The sequence below is a fragment of the Anabaena sp. WA102 genome (assembly GCF_001277295.1).
GTDB lineage: Bacteria > Cyanobacteriota > Cyanobacteriia > Cyanobacteriales > Nostocaceae > Dolichospermum > Dolichospermum heterosporum.
In genome coordinates, this window is sequence record NZ_CP011456.1 from 4631384 (window position 1) to 4647804 (window position 16421).

General features: G+C 36.4%; 14 protein-coding genes. 13 read left to right on the forward strand and 1 reads right to left on the reverse strand.

Annotated features, from left to right (window positions below):
* The first annotated feature begins 259 nt into the window (after positions 1-259).
* The 10 genes from AA650_RS20345 (at position 260) to AA650_RS20390 (ending at position 10740) form a co-directional block, all read left to right on the forward strand.
* On the forward strand, positions 260-646 hold the full coding sequence (locus tag AA650_RS20345; RefSeq protein ID WP_233455432.1) for a HetP family heterocyst commitment protein: 387 nt from the start codon (positions 260-262) through the stop codon (positions 644-646).
* 1554 nt (positions 647-2200) lie between these two features.
* Positions 2201-2797 carry a helix-turn-helix domain-containing protein gene (locus AA650_RS20350; protein WP_027404603.1) on the forward strand — a complete coding sequence of 199 codons (597 nt, stop codon included), beginning with the start codon at positions 2201-2203 and terminating at the stop codon, positions 2795-2797.
* Between the two features lie 21 nt (positions 2798-2818).
* Positions 2819-5539 (forward strand): peptidase domain-containing ABC transporter, encoded by a 2721-nt coding sequence (locus AA650_RS20355; protein WP_053540427.1) that lies wholly within the window; start codon positions 2819-2821, stop codon positions 5537-5539.
* A 65-nt stretch (positions 5540-5604) separates the two neighbouring features.
* Entirely contained in the window at positions 5605-7140 is a 1536-nt protein-coding gene (locus AA650_RS20360; protein WP_053540428.1) for an HlyD family efflux transporter periplasmic adaptor subunit, read from the forward strand.
* Between the two features lie 138 nt (positions 7141-7278).
* Positions 7279-7548, forward strand: a complete 270-nt coding sequence (locus AA650_RS20365; RefSeq protein ID WP_027404600.1) for a hypothetical protein — start codon at positions 7279-7281, stop codon at positions 7546-7548.
* Positions 7549-7622: 74 nt separating this feature from the next.
* Positions 7623-7874, forward strand: coding sequence for a hypothetical protein (locus tag AA650_RS20370; RefSeq protein WP_053540429.1), 252 nt, complete (start codon positions 7623-7625; stop codon positions 7872-7874).
* Between the two features lie 262 nt (positions 7875-8136).
* Positions 8137-8550, forward strand: coding sequence for an alternative ribosome rescue aminoacyl-tRNA hydrolase ArfB (arfB, locus tag AA650_RS20375; RefSeq protein ID WP_039200708.1), 414 nt, complete (start codon positions 8137-8139; stop codon positions 8548-8550).
* 273 nt (positions 8551-8823) lie between these two features.
* Positions 8824-9759, forward strand: a complete 936-nt coding sequence (locus tag AA650_RS20380) for a hypothetical protein (RefSeq protein WP_199924308.1) — start codon at positions 8824-8826, stop codon at positions 9757-9759.
* A gap of 21 nt (positions 9760-9780) precedes the next feature.
* The gene (locus AA650_RS20385; protein WP_335337391.1) at positions 9781-10125 is read left to right on the forward strand and encodes an STAS-like domain-containing protein; all 345 of its coding nucleotides are present in this window, start codon (positions 9781-9783) and stop codon (positions 10123-10125) included.
* A 3-nt stretch (positions 10126-10128) separates the two neighbouring features.
* A complete protein-coding gene (locus AA650_RS20390) occupies positions 10129-10740 on the forward strand; it encodes a hypothetical protein (RefSeq protein WP_053540430.1) in 612 nt (203 codons plus the stop codon).
* Between the two features lie 177 nt (positions 10741-10917).
* Here AA650_RS20390 and uvrB read toward each other — a convergent pair whose 3' ends face one another.
* Positions 10918-12915 carry an excinuclease ABC subunit UvrB gene (uvrB, locus tag AA650_RS20395; protein WP_041457899.1) on the reverse strand — a complete coding sequence of 666 codons (1998 nt, stop codon included), beginning with the start codon at positions 12913-12915 and terminating at the stop codon, positions 10918-10920.
* A gap of 452 nt (positions 12916-13367) precedes the next feature.
* On the opposite strand from uvrB, the gene AA650_RS28240 reads away from it, so the two are divergent.
* From AA650_RS28240 to AA650_RS20405, 3 genes are read left to right on the forward strand one after another with little or no spacing between them, the layout of a single operon-like run.
* Positions 13368-13541, forward strand: coding sequence for a hypothetical protein (locus AA650_RS28240; RefSeq protein WP_015079891.1), 174 nt, complete (start codon positions 13368-13370; stop codon positions 13539-13541).
* Positions 13538-15610: an AAA family ATPase gene (locus tag AA650_RS20400; protein ID WP_053540431.1), complete on the forward strand. Its 2073-nt coding sequence runs from the start codon at positions 13538-13540 to the stop codon at positions 15608-15610. The genes AA650_RS28240 and AA650_RS20400 overlap by 4 nt, the downstream gene beginning before the upstream one ends.
* A 42-nt stretch (positions 15611-15652) precedes the next feature.
* Positions 15653-16213 carry a Uma2 family endonuclease gene (locus tag AA650_RS20405; RefSeq protein ID WP_053540432.1) on the forward strand — a complete coding sequence of 187 codons (561 nt, stop codon included), beginning with the start codon at positions 15653-15655 and terminating at the stop codon, positions 16211-16213.
* Positions 16214-16421 lie beyond the last annotated feature (208 nt).

Below are 16421 nucleotides of genomic sequence, written 5' to 3' on the forward strand. Positions count from 1 at the left end.
AAAAAATCATCAGGTCAAATGCGTTTTTTAGCTCAGTTCAACGGGTAGTTTTAGAGATGCAGTTTTCTAAAATCCGTTCTATCCAGGTATCCGTGTTGGCAATTACCGTATTTTTGCAACAAGTTGTTACTATTTTCCACATCTGCCACCAATTGATTATTTATAGGTTCTGGTCATTCCCGCAACAGCAATTTGGCTGAAGACCATCGCATTTGCAGAAACTGGACTAATTTATTTACTCAATTCAAAAATAACTAAGATGATGAATCAAGATATTGCTGGCAGTGGTAACAACTTAGAACCAAAAATCCATCCCGAACAGTTAGACCAAGTAGTTGAAGCGATTTTGGCAGGGAAGTATTCTTGGGCTTGTGTTTTAATGTTACGATTCGTGGGCTATAATCCAATGCACTATATCCCTTATCGGACTTATAACCGCATTCTCAAAGAAAATGCTCGTATGAGTCGCTCCAATTCCCAAAATAATGAAACTCTAAAAATTGCTAACTCCACCACAGAGAAAAGATCCGAAGGTAATCTGGCATCTAACTGTTTAAGTAAGATTAAGGATATAGCCTATATGGAAGTGGGAGGTAAGCATCATGCTGAATCACGCGCCAACGGTAGAGAAAAAAAGTCGGCATAGTTGCTGATAATCTCGTAATTGCTTGTTACTCAGATCAGTTGATCGGCAATGTGAGTAACTGCAATTACTGACTTCGTTGTAAAAATCTGCCAGAATGGCAAATACACACTGATAACATCCTATAGATTAGAAATAGCAACCTAAACAAAGATTCATGGCAGACTAATTGCATTTTTCCCAAAAACTGTTTGCGGTTGCACATGAAATAGCAGACTAATTGCGGTTTTCCCAAAAAACTGTTTGCGTCTGCATATGAAAGATAGGGTCTGATTGTTTTGGCATTCAGTTCCTGATTAATTAAATAAATTCTTCATTAAGACTGATGAACCATAACTAAAGGTGGTTCTTTTTCCTAAGAAGTCTGAATGCTTTTCAATTGGGGTGGTGGATTACCCTAATAAAATTGATATGGCTAGATAACTTCTACTACCAAATTTTCTGTAACTAAGGTTTGGCTAACTTTAGTTATTAAGGTAGATAAGGAAAGGGAAAGATTATGGTCAAATCATGCTCTTACTTACAAATTTTTACTGTTATGTCAACTGGCAATTGATATAACGTTGACACTCCCCGCTCTCTAAAGAGACGGGGATTCTTAAAACCAAATAAATAATCTTAATGGCGATATCAATGCGCCTCTACTGATTTCACTAGAACTTAATCCTAGTAGTCTGTCAAATAAATTTTGACGGATAAAGAAGAAATGAGCCACGTTCGCGGAGCGTGCCGTAGGCATTAGGCCGCAAAGAGCGCGAAGGAAGAAGGAAGAAGGAAGAAGAAAAATTTATTTACCCCAACCCGTAATGGCTATTAAGGGAACACCAAAAAATAAATTACCCAATTTTGTGGGATAACTGAGGGATATAGACTGAAACTCTCTATAGAATCTCCGCGTCTTTAGACCGGAGAGTGTCAACAACTTTAAGTTAATATGAATTTTCTATAAAGTCTTCATGAAGTTTAGATGAAGATTTTATTTTTTATATAAATTTTAGAAGAAGATGTAGCAGAATTTAAAGATAAGAACTAAAGCTTTGTCACTTTTTTATCTAAACTAAATGACTAACGCCATGCTATCAGACAAACAATTTCATATTTAAGAAAGTTTGCTGATGAGAGTTTTCTATTTTTAGGATAGTGTAAGAGATAGATTACATCCTGCTTAAGTTTATTTAGTGTGAGGCTACAATTTTTGAAAAGTTACGTAATTGTTAGTTAGTTATAACTGCATCAATTAATTAACTGAAATACCAGTGTTTATCAATAGACTCCCATCTCAATTAGGGGTAATATCATTCCCTATGTAGATTTTTGGCATTAGCAAGCTAAATCTTGGGAGTTTGTTTATGGGTGTTTTGCCAGACAATGCTGTTTATTGGGGGGACACAACAGCTATGCCTGTTACATAGATATTGAAAATTAAATGAATATTCAGGAAACATCCTACAGATTAAATATTGCATATCTGTGAAAGTTTTTGCATCTGGATTTTAGGAATAGATGTAATAGATGAATTTGCCCGAATTTGAAAGTAGAAAGCAACTGGTAAGAATTATGTCATCTTATTCTCATCAAGATCAGGTTGTGAATATTTACGATAATTATGAAAGTAAGTTTTTAACACCTTTTCAGCGAAAGGTGTTGCTAAAAAATTTACAAAATAATTCGCAACCAGAATATCGGCGACGAATTGAGATTATGTTGTTAGCAGATATGGGAAAGTCGCAAACTCATATTTGTGAAATGATTGGTTGTTCTCAGGAGATGGCGAGATACTGGATCGGTATTGCTGAGGCGGGGATGGCGCATAAATGGAATCAGCGACCATTGGGTAGACCAAAGATTGTTAATGATGAATATATTGAAAGATTAAAGGAATTAGTTAATTGTAGTCCCCGTGAATATGGCTATGCTTTCGGTGATTGGACGGCTCAATGGTTGAGTAAACATTTGGCGAAGGAGTTGGGAATTCAAATTAGCGATCGCCATATTAATCGCCTCCTTAAACAAATGGGACTGTCTACTAAACGCAAAAGTTCCCCATTGATAACTACTGAAAATCAGGATTTAGCAATTAAAATTAGTGATTTGCATTCTCTACCTGAACCTAGTTTTCATTGGTCATTTAATCTCATGCAGACCAATAAATAATAGTGTTTTGGAGGTTAGGAAGTGCTATCAGCGTTTTCTCAGGAACAATTAGCTACATATATTAAGCAAGTCTTGGGTGATGGATTATCAGATCAAGTAGTTACAGATTGTATCCAGGCTTTAGAAATTATTGAGCCACCTGTAGCAAAGCAATTTTGGCAAGCGACTACAGCCAATCCGGGAATTTATATTGTGCTGTCGGGTAAGGTAAGATTGCTTGATAGCTCCAACAATTTAATTAATACTCTCACGCCAGGATCATCATTTGGGGAGTTAACTTTATTTCCAGACCAAGATTTTAGCAGTTATGTTGCTAGAGCTTCTGTGAATTTAAAGGTTGCCTATCTTCCCGAAAAAACGGTGAAAAAGGTTATGGGAGAATTTCCTCGTGTTTATAATTTCTTGCTGAATAAAGCAGAGTTAATTAACACTCCTAAGTCTCCAGATATGCCGATTGTTGAATTGCCAAGAAATGGCAAAGTTGTTAATTTCTCTCAACCAATTGTTCCCCCACCAACATCAACAAAGAAACGCTCTCAATATTTTCCTATTCCTACTGTTATTGCTGGCAATTGGTGGCGGAAATTTACTAAACGCTACCCATTTTTTGAACAACAAAGTGCTGCGGATTGTGGTGCTGCTTGCTTAGTTATGATTGGTCGTTATTGGGGGAAAAACCTAAGTATTAATCGGCTGCGGGATCTGGCTAATATTAGCCGGAGTGGTGCATCTATGCGGAGTTTGAGTGCAGCGGCGGAAAGCCTTGGTTTTGCTACCCGTCCGGTAAAAGCCAGTTTGGATAAATTTGCTCAACAACCTTTACCAGCGATCGCTCATTGGCAAGGTAAACATTACATTGTTGTCTATGAAATTACCAAAAAACAGGTAATTATTGCCGATCCTGCCATTGGTCAACGTCGGCTGACTACCAAGGAATTTCTCACAGGTTGGACTGGTTACGCTTTACTATTACAACCTACAGCTTCCCTCAAAAAAACGCCAGAAGCTAACACGCCATTTTGGCAGTTATTGGATTTAGTTAAACCTCATTTTCAAGTTCTCCTAGAAGTATTTCTGGCTTCGGTCTTAATTCAGATATTTGGATTAATCACGCCTTTATTTACTCAACTCCTATTAGATAGAGTCATTGTTCAAGGCAGTGTTTTAACTTTAAATACTGTCGGGTTTGGATTGTTAATTTTCGGCTTGTTTCGGGTTGCCATTAATGGCTTAAGACAATATTTACTAGATCATACAGCCAACCGCATTAGTATCGCCTTGATGGTAGGTTTTATTAAACATACATTTAGTCTACCGCTGGCATTTTTTGAATCTCGTTATGTCGGGGATATTGTTTCCCGTGTCCAAGAAAATCAAAAAATTCAACGTTTTTTAACTGGTGAAGCTCTTTCCATTGGATTGGATTTACTAACAGTCTTTATTTATGTGGGATTAATGTTTTGGTATAGTCCACCAATGGCATTAATGACATTAGCAATTGTGCCGCCATTTGTGATTTTAACATTCTTTGCTACACCATTTTTGCGGCGGATTAGTCGGGAGGTATTTACAGCAGGAACACTGGAAAATAGTTATTTAATTCAAAGCTTGACTGGCATTTCTTCGATTCGCTCAATGGCTATTGAACAAACGGTGCGTTGGCATTGGGAAGAATTGCTAAATAATTTAATCAAAAAGAACTTTAGTGGTCAAGTAATTGGTAATCAACTGCAATTAGTTAGTTCTACTATTCAATCTTTGGCAAGTACAGGATTATTATGGTTTGGAGCTTGGTTGGTTATTCAAAATCAACTTACCATTGGTCAATTAGTTGCCTTTAATATGTTATTAGGCAATATTATTCAGCCTTTCCAAAGATTAATTATTTTGTGGAATCAGTTACAGGAAGTAATTGTCGCCACAGAACGAATTAATGATGTCTTAGAAGCACAACCAGAGGAAGATTTAGAACATAAACCTCGGCAATTTCTACCAAGATTAATGGGGAAAATTAGTTTTAATAATGTTACCTTTCGCTATCATCCTGAAAGTGAGATTAATATTTTAGAAAATCTCAGTTTTGAAATCTTGCCAGAACAAACTGTAGCAGTTGTTGGTCGCAGTGGTTCTGGAAAAACAACACTTTCTAAGTTGATTTTGGGTTTATATCTAGCGACAGATGGAAGAGTTCTGATTGACAATCAAGATGTTACTAGTATTTCCTTACATTCCTTGCGATCGCAAATTGGAGTTGTTGATCAAGATACCTTTTTATTTGGAGGAACAATTCGGGAAAATATCACAATTGCTCATCCAGAAGCCTCTTTAGAAGAGATTATAGAAGCAGCCAGACTTGCAGGTGCAGATGAGTTTATTAAAAGGATGCCAATGGGTTATGAAACTCAAATTGGTGAAGGGGGAGGAATGTTATCTGGAGGACAACGCCAACGGTTAGCAATTGCCCGCGCATTATTAGGAAATCCCCGACTTTTAATATTAGATGAAGCCACGAGTCACCTGGATGCTGAATCAGAACGGATTATTCAGAACAACCTTAAAAAAATCTTGCAAGGACGTACAAGTGTAATCATTGCTCACCGTCTTTCCACAGTTCGTCATGCTGATCTAATTTTAGTCTTAGATCGTGGTGTTTTAGTAGAAAGCGGTACACATGAACAATTAATCGCCAAAAGAGGACATTATTTCTATCTTAATCAACAACAATTAGCACAAAAAAATTAATTTTCACCATATCCCCGACTTCTTGAAGAAGTCGGGGATATATAACCAAAATTCTCTAATTATTTATGCCACAGTCAGTTTACACCCAACCAACTACTACTATAAAGCCGCAGCATCAACCTGAATCTACTGCTGTAATAACAAACCAGCAAATCCAGATATTAGATAAAGCCAAGGATTGGTTTTATGGCACAGAGGAATTATTAGATGCTTTACCAAAAGCATGGACTCGTTCCATGTTGTATTTACTAGTTAGTTTTGCTACCATTATTTTGCCTTGGGCAATGTTAACTAAAGTTGATGAAACAGGTAATGCTAGTGGGAGAATAGAACCCAAAGGAGCAACACAAAAATTAGATAGTGCGGTAACTGGTAGTGTTGTTAATGTCAATGTTAAAGAAGGAGCAACTGTTAAAGCTGGACAAGTTTTATTAGCAATGGAATCTGATGTTTTACAAACAGAAATTCAACAAGCACAATCTAAATTAGAGGGGTTGATTAATCGCCAATCTCAACTAGAGATATTAAAAAATCAAGTCTTAATGTCAATTAATATTCAACGTCAGCAAAACCAATCTCAATCATTAGAAAAAATTGCTCAACTTAATCAAGCTAAACAAACATTTGAGACTAAAAAAAGTGCTTATAATTTCCAAGATTTGGAAAAATTAGCTCAAATTGATCAGGCAAAACAGAATATACAATCTAATCAAACTAACTACAGATTAGCTACAAGTCGCTTACGTCGAGATATTTCGGAAGTTCAACGTTATCGTCTGCTATTAAAGGAAGGAATAATTGCTCAAACTAAAATAATAGAATTAGAAAAAATTGCTGAAGAAAGTCAACGTTCTCAAGAAGAAGCAAAATTTAATCTGCAAACAGCAAAGTTAAAACTAAAGGAGGAAGTCAGTCGTTATCAGTCACTAATGAATCAAGTTAGATCAGATATTGAACAGGCAAAACTACGGTTACAAGAAGAAGAAAGTAGTTATAAAAGTTCTCTAAAAGGCGGAGAATTAATTTTATTAAAAAGTCAAGAACAGTTTAAAGACATTCAAAATCAAATCATTTCCCTTAAATCAGAAATGATGCAGACAAAAGGACAGATTACAGCCTTAAATTTACAACTAAAACAGCGAACTATCCGTTCTCCTATTGATGGAATAATTTTTGAATTACCTATTAAAAAATCTGGTTCTGTTGTCCAAGTAGGACAAATGATTGCTCAAATTGCTCCCGAAAATGCTCCCTTGATCCTGAAGGCACGTATGCCTAGTCAAAATAGTGGTTTTGTCAAGGCAGGAATGCCAGTCAAAATTAAATTTGATGCTTATCCTTTCCAAGAATACGGAATTGTGTCAGGACGTATTAGTTGGATTTCACCTAACTCTAGAGTTCAAGAAAATAGTTCTAACCGCATAGAAACTTATGAATTAGATATCGCTTTAGAAAATCCTTATATTCAAGTCGGTAACAAACGGATTCCTATTACCTCTGGACAAACAGCAAGTGCGGAAGTAATCATTCGTCAGCGTCATGTTATTGACTTTATCTTAGATCCATTCAAGAAGTTGCAAAAGAGTGGTTTAGAGCTTTAAATAAAATTAGTATCAAAGACATAATTTAATAAGTTATGTCTTTTTTTAAAGGCTTTAATATGCAACTTTTTGATTATTTTTAAGAGAAAAATGTCAGAATGAAATAGTTGAAATTACTAAAGATGAGAGGGTAAGACAATGAAGAAAATAGTGATAAATGACCTATATCCTAGTCATTTATTAACCTTTATTGATGATTTAATGCCACCAGAATTGTATGTTTTATTAGGAAGAGGTTTAGGAGGGTTTTATCCCCCTCTAGGGCTAAGTCCTAATGTTTTTGTAACCACTGTTTATGATGGTGTAAATACCATCTCAACAACTTATGAAGGAGCCGGTAGCTTTCATGATAATAAATTTAATACGATAGATTATGCTCGGACAGTTAATGCTTGGGTAAATCGTTAATTATTTCCGCATATTCAAGGGCGATTTTGTCACATTTACCAAAACTGTTCACTGTTTAATAGGGAAATAAGATCATGGCTACAATCATAATTTCTGACTTGCAGGAAAAGATATTTTTGGATGACTTAAATTCAGGGCAAATACAACAAATTTTAGGTACTGGTATTATACCTTTACCTTTCTTGGGTGGACGTGATGTTGCTTTAACGACTGTTTATGATGGTATAAATAATTTGCAAACAGCATATCGTGGCCCATTGAGTTTCTACGATAATAAGATTTTTACTCTTGATCTGGCTAGAAGTGCTGTCTATTTAGTATTGTGAACAATTATTAGGTGGTTATTTTTTCTTTACACCCCACCGCTTATCTCCGAGGAAGTAAAAACTTCCTCTTTTTTGTTGTTCTTGCTGGTAGTTGATAATTGTTTACAGTTACAGCAAATTGTCATCAAACCTGGAACAAGAACCCCTCCCCGCAAGCGATGAGGGGGCTAGGATGTACCTTATATGATTGGAAATCGCTGTATATGAAAACTGCTGTATGTTATAATTTACTATTATGGATATGAATTAGTGCATATAAGCAATGATAGAAATTTCCCAGACAGTAATTATTCCTGATAGCGATATTGAAATTAGTGCAATTCGTTCCCAGGGTGCAGGTGGTCAAAATGTTAACAAGGTTGCTACTGCTATTCATTTGCGCTTTGATATTGGGGCTTCTTCGTTACCAGAAATCTATAAGGAACGGCTTTTGAAGTTGAAAGATCATCGCATTACCCTTGAGGGAGTTGTGGTTATTAAAGCGCAGGAATATCGCAGTCAAGAACAGAACAAAGAGGAAGCTTTCAGACGACTTCAAGAACTGATTAAAAGTGTATCTGTGTTACCTCGAAAACGCAAACGGACAAAACCAAGTCGCAGTTCTCAAAGAAAACGTCTTGATAGTAAAAACAAGCGGGGACAAATTAAATTGACTAGAGGAAAAATCACAGAATAATCACGACACTATTACTGTAATGCTAATATACAGAAATCCTAAATAAAATAAAAACATCCCCTCCTCCTCCGTGTCCTCTGTGCCTCTGTGGTTCGTTAAACAACAAATACCATATATTATATATTAACGTCCTAACATTTTATCTCGCAGATGTTTAATGCGAAGAATAAAAATATACTAATCTAGCTAAAAATAACCAATGAGGTTATGAAATCTAGTATTATTGGCTCTAATTGTCAAAATTATAGAGAATCATAATTATTTGGAGTTGTTTTGTCATTAGTAATTACCAAAAATCAACCACCCGTTCTGTATGTGGATACAATAAAAGACTATCCGCGTCATGTAGAGATGCTTTTAAAAGACTGGTATGAGATATTGCAACTCCCTGAATACTGCTTGGAACTGATAATTGATTTCCACTATTGCGAATTCCTTGGACACATCGGTGTTACCTTTTTAGGGGGAATAGTTCGCCTATTTGCATACAGGGGTGGAAATGTCATTTTTCACTGGAATACACTTATAGACAAAATTCGGATGAATTTGGCTCAAAATGGGTTCCTCTATGATTTTGGCTACAATCAGAAACCTTGGGATGGTAACTCCGTACCTTATCGAAGTGATACTCAACACGACCCTATAGCCATAGCTGACTACTTAGGATATAAATGGTTAGGGAAAGGTTGGGTTAATATCAGTCCTGGATTACAGAATGCGATACCTGCGGTTAGCGTAGCTATCGCAGGTAAAGTTGTAGAAATATACTTTAATGCCTTTGAACATAGCAATTCTCCCATAGGTGTATTTAGCTGCGGTCAACATTACACTACTTCAGGTACTCTTCAGTTAACGGTGGTTGACTTTGGGATTGGTATTTCTAATAGTGTTCGTACTTTACCTGAAAATGCAGCAATGACATCTATTGAGGCTTTAAAATGGGCATTTGAGCCGGTAAATAGCACAAAGCAGCAAGGTGTCCGACAGGGTGAAGGCTTACACATACTACAAGAATTTGTCCAAAAAAATCATGGAACTCTGATGATTTTCAGTAATGACAGCTATGTCAATATAGGAGATAATGGAGTTAAATACGAAAACGTTTGTACTAACTTTTCGGGAACGCTAGTCAATATAGCTTTTCGATGTGATGAAAAATACTACTGTTTAGCTTCAGAAGTTCCTAAACTCAAGAAGCTGAAGCTTTAGAGAGAGGGAGATAAGGACATGATGTATAAAGTTTACGATATAGTTGGCGAGTATGCCATCACTCCTGATGGTGGACAAAAGTTATATGATCAGATTCATCCATGTTTACTAACTGATGAAACTGTGGAGTTAGATTTTGCAGGAGTGAAGGTTTTTGCATCTCCATTTGTGAATTTTGCATTTGGTCAATTGTTAAAAGATATCCCATCTGAGAAGTTGAATCAATTGCTTGAATTTACTTCTCTCAATGCTGATGGATGGGATGTTATTAATCACGTAATGACTAGAGCTAAACGTTATTACTCTGATGAAAAATATCGTAATGCTGTGGATACGGTGATAACAGATATGGCTGCAAGTTTTTGAAGTATGGCGATTATTCAAGCTGATATCATAGATATCAAAACTGATACCCCACAGCAAAGTGACATTTTCTTTGTAGATACCAACATCTGGTTTTGGCAAACTTATACAAATGCTGCATTTACGGCTAAACGTTACCAAATTACAGATTATCCCAACTATATCAACAAAACACGCCAAAATGGAGCTACTCTTACTTATTCTGGACTCACTTTAGCTGAACTTGCTCATATTATTGAGAAAACAGAATATGATATTTATGTTCAATCTAATGGATATTTACACTTTAAGAAATACCGTCATGATTATCCAACAGAAAGAGCTAATGTAGTCGCTGAAGTTCAGTTTACTTGGCGACGAATCAAAAAAATTGCAATTCCTATTGATTTAACAGTAGATGACGCAACAACTGATGCTGCTATTAACCGATTTACCACTCAAGCAGTTGATGGTTATGATTTGCTGATGCTTGAAGCTATTAGCAAAGCAGGAGCAGGAACAGTTAAGATTATTACTGATGATATGGATTATAGTGTTGTTCCAGGTATTCAGGTGTTTACTAGCAATAAATATGTTATTCAAGATGCTGCTATGCAAAAGAAGTTAGTAAGGCGTTAATTATACATTTATGTTATCTTCCTAACATTTTATCTCGCAGATGTTTAATGCGATCGCTGACGCAGCGCAAGGCTAACGCGCAATTTTCCAGCTTTCTAACGTCCTAACATTTTATCTCGCAAATGCTTAATGCGATTGCTGACGCAGCGCAAGGCTAACGCGCAATTTTCCAGCTTTCTAACGTCCTAACATTTTATCTCGAAGATGCTTAATGCGATCGCGCAATTTTCCAGCTTCCTCAAATTCCATCTTCTTCGCTGCTTCCTTCATCTGTTTTTCTAAAATTGTAATTAACTCTGGAATATCTTCCACCGATAATTCATCTAAATGTTCATCAACCATTTTTAAATCAGTTGCATTTAAACGACGAGAGGCATCTAAAAATGATAAAATTGAATTAGTTTGTTTTTTAATAATCGGTTGCGGTGTAATTCCATGCAATTTATTATAAGCCGTTTGAATTCCTCTTCTTCTATCAGTTTCATCAATGGCTTTAATCATACTCCCTGTTAATTTATCAGCATATAAAATTGCCTTTCCTCTAATGTGACGGGCTGCGCGGCCGATAGTTTGAATTAGAGAACGTTCAGTCCGCAAAAATCCTTCCTTATCTGCGTCCATAATTGCAACTAACGAAACTTCGGGTAAATCCAAACCTTCCCGCAATAAATTGACACCGACTAACACATCAAAAACACCATTTCGCAAATCTTGTAAAATCTCAATCCGTTGAATAGAATTAATTTCTGAATGTAAATATCTGATTTTAATTCCCCTCTCTGCTAAATATTCCGTCAAATCTTCCGCCATGCGTTTAGTTAATGTAGTAATTAACGTTCTTTCTTGACGGTCAACTCGATCTTTTATTTCTCCTAATAAATCATCAATTTGTCCTTCCGTGGGACGCACAAATATTTCTGGGTCAATTACTCCCGTCGGTCTAATTACTTGTTCAATAATATTCTCTTCCGAAATTTCCAATTCCCAATTTCCTGGAGTTGCAGAAACGAAAATACATTGATTGACTTTTTGCCAAAATTCTTCGGCTTGCAAAGGACGATTATCCGCAGCACTGGGAAGCCGAAAACCATGATCTATTAATACTTTTTTTCTTGCTTGGTCTCCATTATACATTCCGCGAATTTGGGGAACGGTAACATGAGATTCATCTATCACTAATAACCAATCTTTGGGAAAATAATCAATTAAACATTCTGGTGGTTCTCCTGCTTGTCTACCTGCTAAATGACGGGAATAATTTTCTACGCCGTTGCAATATCCCACTTCTCGTAACATTTCCAAATCATAACGGGTGCGTTGATCAATGCGTTGTGCTTCCACTAATTTACCCATTGATTCTAATGTTAATTGTTGCTGTTTTAATTCGGTGGCTATATCTTCACAAGCTATTTCTACTCTTTCTTTGGGGGTAACAAAGTGACGCGCAGGATAGATATTTACCGCTTCTAAACTGTGGAGAATTTCCCCGCTAACAGGATCTACATATCTAATTGCATCAATTTCATCACCAAAAAATTCCACTCTAATAATTCTATCTTCGTAAGCAGGAGAAATTTCTAAAACATCACCCCGAACTCGGAATTTCCCTCTCCCCATTTCGATGTCATTGCGAGTATATTGAACTGCTGTTAAATCCCGTAAAACTTGACGCGGATCAATTTCCATTCCCAATTGTAATCGAATTGCGGCTTTCAGGTATTCCGCCGGCATTCCTAAACCGTAAATACAACTAATTGAAGCCACAACAATCACATCTTTGCGTTCAAATAAGGAACGGGTGGCGGAATGTCGTAACATATCTATTTCTTCATTAATCGCTGATGTTTTTTCTATATAAGTATCAGTAACAGGTAGATATGCTTCCGGTTGATAGTAATCGTAATAACTGACAAAATACTCAACTGCATTATGAGGAAAAAACTCCCGCAGTTCGTTACACAACTGGGCGGCTAATGTCTTATTATGGGCTAATACTAAGGTAGGCCTACCGACTTTTTCAATGACTGCGGCTATGGAAAATGTTTTACCGGTTCCTGTCGCACCCAGTAATGTTTGATAATGATTTCCTGTTTGAATACTAGCAGAAAGTTGTGCGATCGCTTGTGGTTGATCACCGGTCGGGACAAAAGGCGCTTGCAGATTAAAATCCATTATCTAGCTTCAACGTTACACCTAGCAATTCTACACAATTTCTCAGTTTTACGTTTGGCGCGAAATTTTTTTTTTCGGGGTTTGGCTTGCAACATCGCCGGCGATGTGCTATATTAATATAATGGAGTGGTGATAAAATTTTTATTGAGGCACACATTCCCATTATCAAAATATCACCCCTAGCGGCGCAAGTCAACCCCCAAAACTTTAAAAAAAGAAAATTTTTTTACTTAAATATCAATTTATACTTGTAATTACATAGGAATGATAGCAAATTAAGATTTTTGAAATAATTGAACGCAGATAAACGCAGATAAACGCAGATAAACACAGATAAATATGGATGATTGTTATTCTGTCCCGAAGGAATAAAGGTTTTAGAGAATTTTTGCGTGGGTTATATCTATAGTATCAGAACTGGTTAAAATAGAAAATAAATCTATTGCTGTTTTGAAATGATACCAGAAGCAAATATTGAAGATGTTCAAGAACCAATTACCAGCGCACCACCGGAGGTGAAGCAAATTATTGAGAAGGTATGGAGGTTGGAGAAAAGCCGATTAGATAGAAAGAGTAAGGGTCATATTAATGATGATATTCTCACTATTGTGAAGGAAGCGGTGCAATGAAGCTAACTTCGATTAAATTATGTAATTTTCGTTCTTTTTATGGGAAAACTCCAGAGATAACTTTGGCTGGTGGAGATGTTCGCAATACTACGATGATTTATGGTAGTAATGGTGCAGGTAAAACTAGTATTTTGAATGCGTTTACTTGGGTTTTATATGAAAAATTTAGTGCGGCTTTTGCGTCAACGGAACAGTTAGTAAATAAACGCGCAATTTCAGAATCTCAACCTAGTCAACCTGTGGAATGTTGGGTGGAAGTTGGTTGGGAACATGAAGGTAATCGTTATCGCGCTACTCGTGGTTGTCGGGTTTACAAAAATGAAAGTGATGTGATTGAAGCTGGGAAAACTCAGTTGAAAATTCAAGTTGCTGGAGATGATGGAAAATGGTATTTTCCTCTTCAACAAGCTGAGGAAATTATTACTCAGATTTTACCAGCAAGTTTACATCAATATTTTTTCTTTGACGGTGAACGGATTGAAGAAATTGTCCGTTCTGATAATAAAGCGGAAATTTCTGAAGCCATTAGAACTTTTTTGGGTGTGGAAGTTATTGAACTTTCGATTAAACACTTGAAAGATGCTAAAAAGAGTTTAGAAACTGAGTTAAAACATATTGGTGACGCGGAAACTAAACAGTTGTTGAATCAGCAAGGAAAGCAAGAACTGGAAATTGACAATATTAATAAACGTCAAACGGAAATAAATCAAGAGTTGGAATGTCAGCAAATTTTTAAAAAGGAAGTTAGTAATAAGTTACGAGAATTGACTGCTGTTAAAGAATTACAGGAAAGAAAGCAAAGTTTAGAATCTCAAAAAGATAGTTTGCGGGAAGAGTTGAAAAAAACACGGGAGAATTTGAAAAAGGTTATTTCCGCACGGGGTTATACTGTTCTGTTATCGGAAACTACCGCTAAGTTTCGGGAAATATTTACAGATTTAAAACAAAAAGGTGAATTAACTGCGGGAATTTCGCGGGAATTTATCAATGATTTACTCAATACTGGACGTTGTATTTGTGGTGCAGATTTAAGGGAAGGAACTCACACCCATTTTCATGTCAAGAATTTAATGAGAAAATCTGGTTCTTCGACTGTAGAAGAAACCGCAATTAGAATGAGCGCGCAAGTTGATGAAATTGATAAACAAGCAGTTGCTTTTTGGGAAGAAGCGGACAGGGAACAAGTACGAATTCAACAGTTACGAGAAAATCTTAATCAAGTTGAATTGGAATTAGCAACTATTCAAGAACAACTCCGAAAAGATCCCAATGAGGAAATTAGTAGTTTACAAAAACGTCTTGATGAAATTGAAGCTAAAATTGATGACTTAAATCGAGAACAAGGTGCAAATCAACAGGAAGTTTCTCATCTAAAAACAGCTATTGATGCTTTGATAAAACAAATATCTAAGCAAAAACAAAATGAGGAAAAACAATCTTTAGCACAGCGTCGCATTAATGCTACTCAAGATGCAATCGACAGATTATCGGAAGTTAAAAACCGTCAAGAAAATCAGTTTCGTCTCCAATTGGAACAGCGAGTACAGGAAATTTTCTCAGATATTTCTTTTACTCCTTATGTTCCCAAAATTAGCGAAAAGTATGAGTTGAGTTTGGTGGAAAATACGACGGGATTTGAAGCACCAGTCGCAGCTTCTACGGGAGAAAATCAAATTCTCAGTTTATCTTTTATCGCTAGTATTATTGATAAGGTGCGTGACTGGAGTGAGAAGCGGAAAATGATGATGGTTCCTGATAGTAGCACTTTTCCTATTGTTATGGATTCTCCTTTTGGGAGTTTAGATGCTAATTCTCGTCGTCACATTGCGCGAACTATTCCTAAGTTAGCAAATCAGTTGGTTGTGTTGGTGACTAAGACTCAGTGGCGGGTTGAGGTTGAGGAGGAAATTGCTGATAAGATTGGGAAGGAATATGTTTTGGTTTATTATTCTTCTAAGCCTAATTGTGAACAGGATTTTATTGAGTTGGGGAGAGAAAGATATGCTTTGGTGCGACAGAGTTTGAATGGTTTTGAATATACTGAAATTGTTGAGGTTGAACGAAATTAATATATCTCACGCAAAGGCGCAAAGGCGCAAAGGAAGAAAGAAATGGTTGTTAATTTTGAGAAAAGTTATATGAGTCCTCTGGAGTATTTGGAGTGGGAGGAACAGCAAGATATTAAATATGAATATATCAATGGTGAAGTTTTTGCTATGACTGGGGGAACTATTCCCCATACTACTATTGCTTTAAATTTGGCTTCTGGGTTAAAAAATCATTTGCGTGGGGGTAAATGTCGTCCTTTTATGGCAGATGCTAAAGTGGGTATATCGGAAAATGGTCTGTTTCATTATCCTGATGTCATGGTAAGTTCTGATGAACGGGATAAACAAGCTATTAAGTTTATTCAATTTCCTTGCTTAATTGTTGAGGTGCTTTCTCCGAGTACGGAAGCTTATGATAGGGGGGGAAAGTTTCAGCAGTATAGACGGATTGAATCTTTGCAAGAATATGTTTTAATTAGTGCTGATAAAATCGGTTTGGATTGTTTTCGCTTAAATGATAGGGGTTTATGGGAGTTACATCCTTTTGTTGAGGGTGATAATGTACATTTAGTTAGTGTTGATTTTACGTTTCCTCTTTCTCTGGTTTATGAGGATGTTTTTTGATTTTTTGTTTCGCGCAAGTTATGAAGGAATGAACCACGTTCGCGTAGCGTCCCGAAGGGATAGAAGCGAAGGACAGGAAGGAAAGAAGGTTTCAAAGATATTTTGCGTGAATCTGATGGATTTTTTTATCACGCACAGTCGCAGAGGCGCGGAGAGGAGCGCGAGTTTGTGGTATTAGTAGGTTAGGTTTGGTTTATGATGTTAAGGG

Excerpts from the sequence above, each read along its gene's own strand:
- AA650_RS20345 (WP_233455432.1), top strand. The coding sequence starts at position 260 with ATGATGAATCAAGATATTGCTGGCAGTGGTAACAACTTAGAACCAAAA.
- AA650_RS20350 (WP_027404603.1), top strand. The coding sequence starts at position 2,201 with ATGTCATCTTATTCTCATCAAGATCAGGTTGTGAATATTTACGATAAT.
- AA650_RS20360 (WP_053540428.1), top strand. The coding sequence starts at position 5,605 with ATGCCACAGTCAGTTTACACCCAACCAACTACTACTATAAAGCCGCAG.
- AA650_RS20365 (WP_027404600.1), top strand. The coding sequence starts at position 7,279 with ATGAAGAAAATAGTGATAAATGACCTATATCCTAGTCATTTATTAACC.
- AA650_RS20370 (WP_053540429.1), top strand. The coding sequence starts at position 7,623 with ATGGCTACAATCATAATTTCTGACTTGCAGGAAAAGATATTTTTGGAT.
- arfB (WP_039200708.1), top strand. The coding sequence starts at position 8,137 with ATGATAGAAATTTCCCAGACAGTAATTATTCCTGATAGCGATATTGAA.
- AA650_RS20385 (WP_335337391.1), top strand. The coding sequence starts at position 9,781 with ATGTATAAAGTTTACGATATAGTTGGCGAGTATGCCATCACTCCTGAT.
- AA650_RS20390 (WP_053540430.1), top strand. The coding sequence starts at position 10,129 with ATGGCGATTATTCAAGCTGATATCATAGATATCAAAACTGATACCCCA.
- AA650_RS28240 (WP_015079891.1), top strand. The coding sequence starts at position 13,368 with ATGATACCAGAAGCAAATATTGAAGATGTTCAAGAACCAATTACCAGC.
- AA650_RS20400 (WP_053540431.1), top strand. The coding sequence starts at position 13,538 with ATGAAGCTAACTTCGATTAAATTATGTAATTTTCGTTCTTTTTATGGG.
- AA650_RS20405 (WP_053540432.1), top strand. The coding sequence starts at position 15,653 with ATGGTTGTTAATTTTGAGAAAAGTTATATGAGTCCTCTGGAGTATTTG.